Here is a 12,611-nt window from a genome sequence, read left to right as displayed (position 1 = left end):
AAAGCTGGTACGAATCAGAGCATCACAAGTCAAACAGGCAACGCTTCTCCATAGCGTTCGGCCCATGGCCGCAGCTTGTCGATGATGCCCGGATGGAGATCCAGACCGTTTGCCAGGGCATCACGTTTGCGCTGTCCCGCCCGGTCGCCGGGAAGGCGGACCCGTTCGACGCCGGGGCGCGGGGGGTTGGTGCGGCAGGCATCGGCCAGCCAATCGGTCTGGCGCACGAAAGCGTCATGACCGGCAAAGGCTTGGGGATCGAACACCTGAAGGTAGATCGAAGCATTGGTGCCTTTGATCTCGTCCGCACGCCCGATGCCCGACAGGCCCTGGGTCAGGCTTTCGACCAGCAGCGCCATGCCATAGCCCTTTTGGCCATGATCGAGACCACCAGTGGGCAGCACCGTGCCGCCGCGCGAGAGGGCCTGGGGGTCGGTCGTTGCGGTGCCATCGGCCTCCATGAGCCAGGGGTGCTCGAAGCGTTTTCCTTCCGCCTGCAAGCGGCTCGTCATGTTGTTGGTGGTGATCGAGGCGCTGATATCGACGAGGATGGGATCTCCGCTTGTCGGGATGCCCGCAGCCAGGGGATCGGGTGTGAACACGCCCTTGGTTCCGCCGAAGGGCGCGACGGTTGCCGCCGATGGGCTGGACGAGGCAACCATCGCCATCAAACCCTTGTCGGTGGCGCGCGTGAGATAGGCGGACAGCGAGCCGATGTGATGGCTGTTGCCGATAGCGACCACCGCAGTGCCGAACTGGGCGGACCGTTCGATGGCCAGATCCAGCGCAGTCACGGTAAGCCATGCACCCGGCAACCGGTTGCCATCCCAGGTAATGCTGGCGCCTCGATCGGAAATGATGGCGGGCTCGCCAGATTTGGTCATCACGCCCTGTTCGATCGATTCCAGATACCAAGGCGCAAGCGCAAGTCCATGAGTGGTGTGCCCGGTCAGATCCGCTTCGACTAGAATTTCGGCGACGGTGCGAGCCTTGGGATCGTCGAGACCGGCCTTGGCGAAGATATTGGCCGTAATTTCGATAATTTCAGCCGGATTGTAGCGCGTGGACATTTGCGTTCGCCTCCTGGAGGTTGCCGTTAGGCGTTACGATACGAAATAGGACCGGTCGATGGCAGCGCCCTTGAGGAAATCGAGGGCATTGCTGACCGAAATGGCCGAGATCGCTGCCTTGGCATCTTCAGTGACACCGGCGACATGTGGCGTCATGATGACGTTGTCCATGCTCCAGAGCGCGGAGGCCGGGGGCGGTTCTTGGGCGAAACTATCGAGCCCGGCGGCGCCGATCCGGCCCGATTGCAACGCAGCGATCAGCGCTGGTTCGTCAACGACTTCGCCGCGCGAGGTGTTGATGAAGATGACGCCTTGTTTCATCGAGCCGATGCGGCGGGCGTCGATCATGCCGCGCGTTGCATCGAGCAGCGGGGTGTGGAGGCTGACGATGTCTGAGGTTTCGAGCAGTTTGTCGAGATCGGGCTCGGGGCGCACGAATTGGCCGAAGCTTTCGGCCGGGGCGAAGGGGTCATAGGCGCTGACCTGTAGCCCGATCGGGTGGGCCATATCGGCGAGACTGCGGGCAATGCGGCCAAAGCCGACCAGCCCGAGTTTTTGCCCGCGCAGCTCGCGCCCATGATATCCGGCCTTGTCCCAAATGCCATCGCGAATGCGCTTGTCCTGCCGGGGAAAATCCTTGACCAGAGCGAGGATCAAACCCAGCGCATGTTCGGCCACCGAATGGGCGTTGACGCCGGTGGCGGCGAGCACGGCGATGCCGCGCGCCTTTGCAGCTTCGACATCGATATCGTTGGTACCGGCACCGTGCTTGACGATGACCTTGAGTTCTGGCGCCGCATCCATCATAGCGCCGTCGAATTTTTCGATCAGGCGAATGATCGCGGCTTCGGGCCGATGCTCGGCGAGAAACGCGATGGTCTCGTCATGAGAGGGATAGGCCGGGGTGAAGAAATTGGCGATCCCTTCGGCGGCGAGCATCTCGGCCCCGGAGGGCGCGAGCGGCGAGCCGATGGTGACGATGCGGAATGTCATGACGGCTAATAGGCGCGGCGGTAGATGGAAAGGATATCCTCGACCTCCAGGGGGCGGGGGTTGTTATCGATCAGGCGCTTGATGGCGAAAGCCTCCTCTGCCCAAAGCCCGAGTTCGTCTTCGCGGGCACCGTGGCGAGCAAGGTGCATCTCGACACCGAGATCGCGGCACCAACCCAGGCTCTTTTCGCGCACGGCATCTTCATTGGCGGCGCCGTCGAGTCCCAGCGCTGACATGATCCAGGCAGTCTTTTCGGTTCGGGTCCGCGTGTTGAAGGCGAGGACATGGGGGAAGACGATGGCATTCGCCAACCCATGTGGCAGCTTGAGCCGTGTCCCCAGCGGGTAGGACAGCGCGTGCCCTCCGGCGGTGTTGACCGGCCCCAGGCATATCCCGCCATAGTAGGATGCGAGCATCATGGCTGCCCGCGCCTCGGTATCGCTGCCATCGGCGACGGCGCGGGCGAGGAACTGTCCGACCAATCCGATACCCAGCCTTGCATAGCCATCGATCAGCGGGTGGGATTTGATGTTGGTGAAGGCCTCCACGCAATGGGCCAACGCATCCAGCCCGGTCGCGGCGGTGACGGCTGTTGGAACCGAATAGGTCAATTCCGGATCGAGAATTGCGATATCGGCGAGCATGAACCGGCTTTCCACCGCCATCTTGGCCAGCGTCTCGGGATTGGTAATCAGCGAGCGAATGCCGGCTTCCGAACCTGTCCCCGACGTGGTGGGCACCTGGGCAAGCGCCGTGCGGCGCCCTGACACTTTTTCGACACCGACGACATCGGGAACCGATTGCTCGCTGTCCCAAAGAACCGCGACAAGCTTGGCCACGTCCATCACCGAACCGCCGCCCAGACCGACCACCAGATCGGGCTTGAACGCGCGCGCCGCTGAAAGCACGGCCTCGAACGCGGGTAGATCGGGTTCGGGCGGGAGATCAATATAGGTCTGGACGTTTCCCTTGAGCCCGATGCGCTCGACAAAGCCTTCGGTCGGCGCCATGGCGACGACGAAAATGCGCTGGTACGGAGTGGCCCAATCGCCAAGCCGGGAAATGGCCCCTGCCCCGATTTCAAGCCGCGCCGGCTGCAACAGGGTAATCTGCCGCGCCATCGAAAGTGCTGTTTCAGGCATTTTCTGCGGCCTCGAGTTCCGTCATCTGAGCCCAGACGTTTTCGGCTTCTTCCGGCGTCAGTTCGACAAGCGGCGGGCGCACGCGCAGCCAGCCCTCGTGATTGCGGCGCTTGGCGAGCATCGCCTTGACGGTGGGCAGTTGCACATAGGCGTTGGAAAGGTCGCGCCATGCGTTAATTCGCGCCTGCGCCGCATCCACACGCTCGGCCTGGGTATCGTCGAACCAATTGTCGAAGACGACCCGCAGATGGGCGGCGATGAGGTTGGAGCTCGAGGTGATGCAGCCCGCGCCGCCCGAGCGCAGAAGCGGCAGCATGAAAGGATCGGCACCGGCCAGAACCGAGAAATTCTCGAAGCTGCTGGCGAAGGCCTGCATGCTCTCGAGTTTGCCCGAGCTGTCCTTGATCCCCACGACGATGCCAGGGAAAGCTTCGATCAGCCGCCGGGTCAATTCAAGCGAGATGCCGATTTGGGCGATGGGCGGGATATGATAGAGCACGACGCGCAGATCATTGTGTCCGACACCCTCGATCAGCTCGGCGTAAAAGCGGAAAAGCCCTTCGTCGCTCACGCCCTTATAGTAGAAGGGCGGCAGTACGACGCATCCCTTGACGCCAGCGTCCACCGCGTGGCGCGCAAGCGCAATGGAATCGGCCACGTTGGTCTGCGAGGTGCCGGGCAGCAAGCGCGAGGCTTCGACGCCCGATTTGAGCAATTCATCGATCATCTGCTGGCGCTGGGCGATGGAAAAGGAATTGGCCTCTCCCGTCGTTCCCAACAACGCGATGCCGTCGCAACCTTCAACGAGCAGCGCCTTGCAGTGCTCGGCAAAGACGGCGTGATCGGGACCGCCATCGACGGTGACCGGCGTTGCAGCCGCGCTAAAGACGCCGCTGATGGGCATGTTGAGTGCAGGATTCATTTCGCGCTCCCGGCAGCCAGCCGACGCGCATAGGCGATGGCTGCATTCATGTTGGTGTGATTGGCCTTGCCCGTTCCGGCGATATCGAACGCCGTGCCGTGGTCCACCGAAGTCCGATCGATGGGCAAACCGAGTGAAACGTTGACGGCGGTATCGAAGGCGACGAGCTTGATGGGGATGTGCCCCTGATCGTGATATTGCGCCACGACCAGATCGAACGCGCCATTGTAGGCGCGATGATAGACCGTATCGGCCGAGATCGGGCCGGTGACGTCGATGCCTTCCTCACGGGCCATGGCGACGGCGGGCACGATCTGCTCATCATCCTCGGTGCCGAACAGCCCGCTTTCGCCGCAATGGGGGTTGATGCCGGCAACCGCGATACGCGGAGCCGCATACCCGATGCGTTTGAGGTGCTCATTGCCGGCGCGGATGGTTTCGAGAATCCGCTGCGGCGTCGCGCGGTCTATCGCGGTCTTGAGCGAGACATGGGTCGAAACGTGGATGACCTTGAGCCGATCGGACGCCAGCAGCATGAAGGCCGATTTTTGCCCCGTCAGCGCCGCGAGCATGCCGGTGTGCCCATCATAGTGATGGCCGGCAAGGTTGAGCGCTTCCTTATTGATCGGGGCGGTAACGATGCAGCCGATCGTTCCAGCCTGCGCGTGCTCGACGGCCTTTGCAATGAAGCGGAATGCAGCGTCGCCACCGCATGCGTCGAGCTTGCCCCAGGCCAGAACGCCGCCTTCAATCTCAACGTCCTCGACCAGACCATCGAGATCGAGCGAAACCGCAGATGCCTCCATCGCCTTTTCCAAGGTGGCGCGGTGCCCGTAAATCCGGGTCCGCGCGCGGTCCTCGGCGCTCATTTCGGCAATGGCGCGAACCGTGATTTCCGGTCCGACGCCTGCCGGATCGCCCATGGTGATGCCAATGATTTCGCTCACATTTGTTCTCCGTCGATCCAGCCGCCGGGGAGCCGGACATATTTGATGGCCCGCCGGAAATAGGTGTAGGCGACATGGAGTTCGCCCCCTTCCCCCTCCAGCAGATAGGGGTAGGACAATTCCTTGTTGCGTCCGTCTTCCGAATTGTTGGAAAGGCAGGTGCCCGCGCTATCGTCGATCACCCTGCGCAGCGGAAACGTGTGTCCGCCATCGGTGGAAATGCAAAGGCTGAGCGGGGCGCGCGGCACGCCCCAGATCGGTGAGCATCCGCCGGTTGCATCGGGCCGATCGTCGCCCTCTTCGATCTCGTCATACAGCGAGGCACGGCGATCGTCCGAAGTGGCTGCCGAAGCGGGGTTGCACACCATCGCCAATCGCCCGTCGGCAAGGCGGATGACATTGATCGAGGAATTGTTGTTGGGAACGTCGGTTGGCTCAGGGGCCGACCATGAGATACCGCCATCGCTACTGACCGACCGATGCACGAAATCGGATTGCCGGCGCCGGTAAAAGGCGACCATCTCATCTCCATCGAGCGGCACTATCGTCATGTGGACGGAGCCGACCGAGCCGGGAACTTCGGTCATCGACCAGGTTTGCCCGTCATCATGGCTGACGGCGACGCCGGCGGTATCGTGGCTTCCCGTCCAACGCTGTCCCGGACGCGAAATGCAGCGAAACACCGGCATCATCCAGGCGCCATCCTTGCGCCGCACAAAGCGCGCGCGAACGAATGTGCCGAGCGGAAGATCGATCGTTTTCGGCGTGCCGGTAACGAGATGTCCATCGGACAGGGCAATAGGGCGGGACCGCAAGAGGCATTCGTCCTGATTGCCGGCGGGCTGGACGGTGTGGATCAAATTCCATCCCGCTCCATCATGGGCAAGCACAGGGTTTTGCTCGGACCGTTCAGGATCATCGCTCAAACGAACCGGCGCGCTCCAGGTGTCCGCGCCGGGCGCCAGCGTGCAGCCGAAAATCGAAATGTCGGACTTTCCTTCAAGCGTGCCTCCGAACCACAGGCAGGCCAGCGTGCCATCCTCGAAACGCTCGAGGAACGCTGCATGATTCTGAACCATGGGCGAGGGCAGAAATGCCTCGTAGCGCCTTGACCCTGCATCCTTTAACCGGCCGTTCATGGCCGCCTCAATGTCGCTCGGAGACATGCTTCCTCCCAATTTCTTGCCGCGATAACTCCACTCTTGCCATTAAGTTGTCAAGTTATCTTAGTTGTAATTTTGCGCACTCCGGTCCTTTTTGATATTTTTTTATATTTAAAATCAATATGTTAAACCTTTACGGGCATCAGTTTTAATTCTGGATCGGAATTTAATTTGACAACATAATGCCTGCCGTTCGATAGTGCGGCCAGCTTAGGCGCACTTGCATGCAAGCACGCGCCCATACTGAGCGATGCGGCAGCCCCGCTCATGCCGCTCGATTGCTGCCAAGGGAGGAAACTTTGACGCCGAAACATATCATGGCCGGCATTTTGCTGGCGTCCACGGCCATTAGCCCGGCCGTTGCTCAGGACAACACCGATATCACCGTCGTGCTCAGCGAAGAGCTCGATCTCATCGATCCCTGCATGGCCACACGCTCCAATATCGGGCGCGTCATCATGCAGAACATCAGCGAAACGCTGACCGAACTGGACGTGCGTGGCGACGAGGGCCTGATGCCCCGCCTTGCCGAAAGCTGGGAAGACATGGGCGATGGCACATGGCGCTTCAATCTGCGTGATGGCGTCACCTTCTCCGATGGCACGACGCTCGATGCCACCGACGTCGAACATTCGTTCGCCCGCGTGTTCAGCGACCAGATCACCTGCGAAAGCCAGCGCTATTTCGCCGATACGACGCTTTCGTTCGATGTCGTCGACGACCTCACGATCGACATCACGGCGGAACCGGCTCAGCCGATCCTGCCGCTGCTGATGACTCTCGTGACCATCGTTCCGTCCGAAACGCCGATGGAGTTCGTCCGCGATCCGATCGGCACCGGCCCCTATGTCATGTCCGAATGGCAGACCGGCCAGTATATCCAGCTCGAACGCCGCGACGATTATTGGGGCGAAGCGCCCGAGGTGACCGGCGCCCGTTACGTCTTCCGCTCCGAGGCTGCCGTTCGCGCGGCGATGGTTCAGACCGGCGAGGCCGATATCGCTCCGCAGATCACCGAGCTCGAGGCGACCAACCCGGCCACCGATTTCTCCTATCCGAACTCGGAAACCGTTTATCTGCGCATCGACGGCCAGGACGCACCGACCGACGATCTGCGCATCCGTCAGGCCCTCAATGCCGCTATCGATCGCGAAGCGTTCATCGGCACCCTGCTCTCGGAAGGAACCGAGTTGGCCGTCGCCATGGTTCCGCCCACCACCCTGGGCTGGAATCCCGATCTCACGCCGCCGGCTTACGATCCCGATCTGGCCCGCCAGCTGATTGCCGACGCTCAGGCCGATGGCGTCGATACCAGTCTGCCGATCGAAATCATCGCCCGCACCGAAAACTTCCCCAATGTGGCCGAAGTTGCCGAAGCTCTGACGCAAATGCTCGTCGAGGTCGGTTTCAATGCAAGCGTCCGCATGGTCGAAGTCGCCGAGCACGAGCAGTACTATTCCAAGCCGTATCCCGAAAGCGAAGGTACGAATCTGGTGCTCGCCCAGCACGATAACAGCCGTGGCGACCCGGTGTTTTCGATGTTCTTCAAATATGCAAGCGAAGGCACGCAGTCCGGCGTGGCAGATCCTCATGTCGACGATCTGATCGCCCGCGCTACTGCCGCCACCGACGCCGAGCGCGCCGCCCTTTGGTCGGAAGTGTTCGCCTATGTCCATGACGAGGTCGTCGCCGACGTCCTGCTGTTCCACATGGTCGGCCACAGCCGGGTGGGCGAGCGTCTGGACTTCCAGCCGACCATCGCCACCAACCAACAGCTCCAGCTGTCGGAAATCGGCTTCAACTAAGCCTTGCACACTCCTTCAGGCGACGCCCATCCTTAGGGCGTCGCCTTTTTCAAATGAATGGGTATTTCCAAATGACCCGACAGATCGGCCAGAGAGCGATCACCAGCCTGCTCTCACTCGTCGTCCTCATGGTGATGGTCTTCTTTCTCTCGCGCCTGACAGGCGACCCGGCAGCCCTTTTCCTGCCGATCGACGCGACCGAAGCCATGAAGGAACAGTTCCGGGCGCTTCACGGCCTCGATCGTCCCGTCATCGAACAGTTCGGCATGTATGTGTGGGACATTCTGCACTTCGATTTCGGCGAGTCCCTGCGCCGCGCCCAACCGGCTCTCGACATCGTACTGCAGGCTTACGCCTGGACCCTGCCGCTGGCGCTGATCACCATGACGCTGGTTGTCGTGGCGGCAATTGTTCTGGGCGCCATCGCCGCATTCAATGTCGGCGGCATCATCGATCGGGGTATTTCGGTCGTTTCCCTTATCGGCGCCTCGGCGCCCGATTTCTGGATCGCGATTGTCGCGATCGTTTTGTTTTCGGTCAATCTGGGGTGGCTGCCGACATCGGGCGTTGGAACGCCATGGCACTGGATCATGCCCATCGCCGTGCTGTTCATCCGACCCTTCGGCCTCATCGTCCAGGTTGTGAGAGGCTCGATGCTTTCGGCACTTGCCGCGCCCTATGTGAAGACCGCGCGCGCCAAGGGCGTCAAGAACCGTCCCATTATCTTCGTTCACACGCTGCGCAACGCCATGCTGCCGGTCATAACCGTCATCGGCGACCAGGCCGCGGCCCTGCTCAATGGTGCCGTGATCGTGGAAACCATTTTCGGATTTCCCGGCATCGGCAAGCTGATGATCGACTCCATCATCCAGCGTGACTTCAACGTCGTGATGGCCGCGATCCTGGTCACCGCCGTCGCCATATTTCTCATGAACATCCTGATCGACATCGCCTATTCGATTCTCGATCCGCGCATCCGGCAGTAAAGGCGCAAGACGATGACCGATTTGCCGCTTACTCCGTCCGCCACCAACAAGCCGGAAAACAAGGCCCTCCAGCTCTTGGGCATGCTCTGGCGCGACAAGCTCGCCTTTGTTTCGGCGATCGTCCTGCTCATAATCGTGCTCTGCGCGGTTATCGGGCCCGCGCTCCTGGCCGACCTCGCCACAAGCCAGAACCTGCGCGGCCGCAATAGCCCTCCGTTCGATCTCGAACGTGGCTGGGCCTTTATCCTTGGCGGAGATTCACTGGGACGGCCCATGCTGGCCCGCCTGATCGTCGCAGCGCGCAGCACGCTCGCGGTAGCGGCGGGAGCAGTGGTTTCGGCAATGGTCATCGGGGCGTTCTTCGGCCTGATTGCCGGCTATATGGGCAAGATGGCCTCTCAAATCATCATGCGCCTTGCCGACGTCATCATGTCGTTCCCCTCGCTGCTGCTCGCGGTGGTGGTGCTCTACGTTCTCGGCCCGTCGATCCCCAACATGATCCTCGTTCTGGCCATCACCCGCATCCCGATCTATCTGCGTACGACCCGCGCGGAAGTGCTCGAAGTGCGCGAGCGCATGTTCGTGCAGGCCGCCATCGTCATGGGCGCTTCTCACAAGCGCATCATCATACGCCACATCCTGCCGGTGATCGCGCCCACGCTGGTCACCATCGCGACACTCGATTTCGCCTTCGTCATGCTGGCCGAGTCTTCGCTCTCATTTTTGGGCATCGGCATCCAGCCGCCCGACATCACCTGGGGCTTGATGGTGAGCCAGGGCCGTCCCTACCTCGCCAACGCATGGTGGCTGGCCTTCTGGCCGGGGCTGCTGATCGTGATCACCGCGCTCTCGCTCAATCTTTTGTCCAACTGGATGCGCATTGCCCTTGACCCCGCCCAACGCTGGCGCCTCGAAAGCCGGAAAACGTCGAATGACTGAAGCCCTGCTGACCGTCAAAAACCTCTCTGTCGACTTTCACACCGCTCGCGGCACGGTTCACGCCGTCCGCAACGTGTCCTGGTCGGTCAATCGTGGCGAAACCCTCGCAATTCTGGGCGAAAGCGGATCGGGAAAATCGGTCTCCGCCTCGGCGGTGATGAATATTCTCGATATCCCGCCGGCCGAAATCGTGAGCGGGGAAATCTTTTTTGAAGGCCGCGACCTGCTCAAGGTTTCCTACGAAGACCACCGGGCGCTCAACGGCAAGCGCATCGCCATGATCTTCCAGGACCCGCTGGGGCACCTCAACCCGGTCTATACGGTGGGCTGGCAGATCGTCGAGATGATGACTGCCCATGGCCGCCCCGCCGATATGGCGCGGGCCCGTGCGCTCGAACTGGTCAAACGGGTCGGCATTCCCGATCCCGAAGCGGCGCTCAAGAAATATCCGCACCAGTTTTCCGGCGGTCAGCGCCAGCGCCTGATGATCGCCATGGCGTTGATGCTCAAGCCCGATATCCTGATCGCCGACGAACCGACCACCGCACTCGACGTCACCATTCAGGCCGATGTGCTGGCACTGCTCAAGGAATTGCAGGCCGAGACCGGCATGGGGCTCGTGCTCATCACCCATGATCTGGGCGTCGTCGCGGAGATCGCCGACCGGGTGGTCGTGATGAGCAAGGGGGAAATCGTCGAGCACGGCGCGGTGCGGGATGTCTATCATAACCCCCAGCATGCCTATACCCGCAAGCTCATCGGCGCTGCCCCCGGCAAGGGCGAAATCAAGGCGCTGAACGAGGAAGAGCCCTTACTGCTCGATATTGCCGGCCTGCGTAAAACCTACGGCAATTTCACCGCCTTGAATGGTGTTTCTCTCACGCTCCAGCGCGGCCAGAGCGTGGCGGTGGTGGGTGAAAGCGGCTCTGGGAAATCCACCCTGGCGCGCACAGTTCTGCGGCTCGAGGCCGCCGATGGCGGCACCGCGCTTTGGAAAGGGCGTGATCTTTTGACCCTATCCCCGCGCGACCTTCTGGCCGTGCGGCGCGAAATTCAGATGGTGTTTCAGGACCCGACCCAATCGCTCAACCCGCGCATGTCGGTTTATGAGCTGATCTCGGAAGGCTGGGACATTCACCGGCTGATGCCCAACAAGGCCGAGCGGCGCAAACGCGTTGCCGAATTGCTCGAACAGGTGGGGCTGGCGGCAGAACATGCCAACCGCTATCCGCACCAGTTTTCCGGCGGTCAGCGCCAGCGCATCGCCATCGCCCGCGCCCTGGCTTTCGAGCCTGAACTCATCATCTGCGACGAGGCGGTTTCCGCGCTCGACGTTTCGGTACAGGCGCAGGTGATGAAGCTGCTCGACGATTTGCGCCAGCGCCTGGGCATCTCCTATCTTTTCATCGCCCACGATCTCGGCGTGGTGCGCGATTTCGCCGACACTGTCGTCGTGATGAAATCGGGGGAAATCGTCGAAAGCGGCCCCACTGCCAAGATTTTCGACGCCCCCGTGCATCCCTATACGCAGCGCCTTCTCGCCGCCAATCTCGACCCGGACCCCGATATTCAGGCCCAGCGCCGGCTCGGTGCCAACCAGACATCATGAGCAAACTCGCAATCATAGCCGATGATCTGACCGGTGCACTGGACGCTGCAGCGCCCTTTGCCGCCCGTGGACTATCGACAGTGGTTGCGCTCTCCGCAAAGACCTTACCTAGTGCGTTGGCGCGGAATGCGGATGTGGTCAGCGTTTCAACCGACAGTCGGGAAATTTCCGCGAGCGAGGCTCGCGCCCAAGTCGCATCGGTTGTCGCGGCGTTGCCGAGCGGGCTTGCTCTGTTCAAGAAAGTGGACTCCCGGCTCAAGGGTAATATCGAAGCCGAACTCGATGCCCTGCCCCATAGGCGCGCGCTCGTCGTCCCTGCCATCCCCGCCTTTGGCCGCTGGATGCGCGGCGGGATGCTGGGCGGGTTTGGCGTGGCCGAGCCTATCGACATAGCGCATCGTCTCAGCCATCACGCCAAACGCGCTGCGATGCCCGATATCGCGACCGAGGACGATATCAATGCCGCAATCCAGCGCGAAACATTCGACCTGCCGGTTGGGGCACGCAGCCTGGCTGAAGCCATCGCTGCGGGAATGGCGCCCGGGGCCGCACCGCAACGCCCCCGATTGCCCAAGGCTCCGGTGTATTGCGTCATCGGTTCGGCCGACCCGATCACCCTGGAACAGATCAACGCGCTGCGCGCCTCATGCAGCGACCTTGCCTACATCGCCGCGCCCAACGGCCGCGGCCCAGAGGCAATGCCGGCCTCCGCGCCGCTCACGATAATACAAGCCGTGCCAGCTGAACGTCCTGCCGACGGGCGCTCGGTCGCGCTGGCGCTGAGTGAAACGCTCCACCGTCTGGCCCCACCAATCGGTTCGGTTCTGCTCGTTTCAGGCGGTGCAACAGCGCAGATCGTTCTCGAGCAATTGGGCATCGGCGTTCTGACCATTTTGGGCGAAGCCCTTCCCGGCCTGCCTATTGCCCGAACCGAAAAATTTACTGTAATTACAAAGTCCGGAGGGTTTGGCGGACGAGAGACGCTTTCGCTTCTGCTCGGTGCCATCCATCCAGTTGAAGAGGATCGTGTGTAGA

The 12,611-nt window shown here is 61.6% G+C and carries 11 protein-coding genes; 5 read left to right on the top strand and 6 right to left on the bottom strand.

The features are described 5' to 3' along the window. Positions 1-29: 29 nt before the first annotated feature. Genes V4T21_RS14885 through V4T21_RS14860 form a run of 6 tightly spaced genes read right to left on the bottom strand, consistent with a single transcriptional unit; the run spans position 30 to position 6,240 of the window. On the bottom strand, positions 30-1,070 hold the full coding sequence (locus V4T21_RS14885) for an Ldh family oxidoreductase (protein ID WP_332718209.1): 1,041 nt from the start codon (positions 1,068-1,070) through the stop codon (positions 30-32). A 33-nt stretch (positions 1,071-1,103) separates the two neighbouring features. After that, entirely contained in the window at positions 1,104-2,063 is a 960-nt protein-coding gene (locus V4T21_RS14880; RefSeq protein ID WP_332718207.1) for a hydroxyacid dehydrogenase, read from the bottom strand. A gap of 5 nt (positions 2,064-2,068) precedes the next feature. Further along, positions 2,069-3,205 carry an iron-containing alcohol dehydrogenase gene (locus V4T21_RS14875; RefSeq protein WP_332718204.1) on the bottom strand — a complete coding sequence of 379 codons (1,137 nt, stop codon included), beginning with the start codon at positions 3,203-3,205 and terminating at the stop codon, positions 2,069-2,071. Next, complete coding sequence (locus V4T21_RS14870) at positions 3,198-4,127, bottom strand: dihydrodipicolinate synthase family protein (protein ID WP_332718202.1); 930 nt, start codon at positions 4,125-4,127, stop codon at positions 3,198-3,200. Before V4T21_RS14870 ends, V4T21_RS14875 begins: the two co-directional genes overlap by 8 nt. Further along, positions 4,124-5,074: a 4-hydroxythreonine-4-phosphate dehydrogenase PdxA gene (gene pdxA, locus V4T21_RS14865; RefSeq protein WP_332718200.1), complete on the bottom strand. Its 951-nt coding sequence runs from the start codon at positions 5,072-5,074 to the stop codon at positions 4,124-4,126. Before pdxA ends, V4T21_RS14870 begins: the two co-directional genes overlap by 4 nt. Next, positions 5,071-6,240 carry a sialidase family protein gene (locus V4T21_RS14860; protein WP_332718198.1) on the bottom strand — a complete coding sequence of 390 codons (1,170 nt, stop codon included), beginning with the start codon at positions 6,238-6,240 and terminating at the stop codon, positions 5,071-5,073. The genes pdxA and V4T21_RS14860 overlap by 4 nt, the downstream gene beginning before the upstream one ends. Before the next feature lie 314 nt (positions 6,241-6,554). On the opposite strand from V4T21_RS14860, the gene V4T21_RS14855 reads away from it, so the two are divergent. The 5 genes from V4T21_RS14855 (at position 6,555) to V4T21_RS14835 (ending at position 12,610) form a co-directional block, all read left to right on the top strand. Then, entirely contained in the window at positions 6,555-8,042 is a 1,488-nt protein-coding gene (locus V4T21_RS14855; RefSeq protein WP_332718476.1) for an ABC transporter substrate-binding protein, read from the top strand. Between the two features lie 71 nt (positions 8,043-8,113). Beyond that, the gene (locus V4T21_RS14850) at positions 8,114-9,028 is read left to right on the top strand and encodes an ABC transporter permease (RefSeq protein ID WP_332718196.1); all 915 of its coding nucleotides are present in this window, start codon (positions 8,114-8,116) and stop codon (positions 9,026-9,028) included. Positions 9,029-9,040: 12 nt separating this feature from the next. Next, on the top strand, positions 9,041-9,967 hold the full coding sequence (locus tag V4T21_RS14845; RefSeq protein ID WP_332718194.1) for an ABC transporter permease: 927 nt from the start codon (positions 9,041-9,043) through the stop codon (positions 9,965-9,967). Continuing rightward, positions 9,960-11,576, top strand: coding sequence for an ABC transporter ATP-binding protein (locus V4T21_RS14840; RefSeq protein WP_332718192.1), 1,617 nt, complete (start codon positions 9,960-9,962; stop codon positions 11,574-11,576). Before V4T21_RS14845 ends, V4T21_RS14840 begins: the two co-directional genes overlap by 8 nt. After that, positions 11,573-12,610, top strand: coding sequence for a four-carbon acid sugar kinase family protein (locus V4T21_RS14835; RefSeq protein ID WP_332718190.1), 1,038 nt, complete (start codon positions 11,573-11,575; stop codon positions 12,608-12,610). Before V4T21_RS14840 ends, V4T21_RS14835 begins: the two co-directional genes overlap by 4 nt. Position 12,611: the final 1 nt, after the last annotated feature.

Origin of the sequence: Pelagibacterium mangrovi (assembly GCF_036662815.1) — a bacterium.
Taxonomy (GTDB): Bacteria; Pseudomonadota; Alphaproteobacteria; order Rhizobiales; family Devosiaceae; genus Pelagibacterium; species Pelagibacterium mangrovi.
This window is presented reverse-complemented; position numbering and strand designations above follow the sequence as displayed.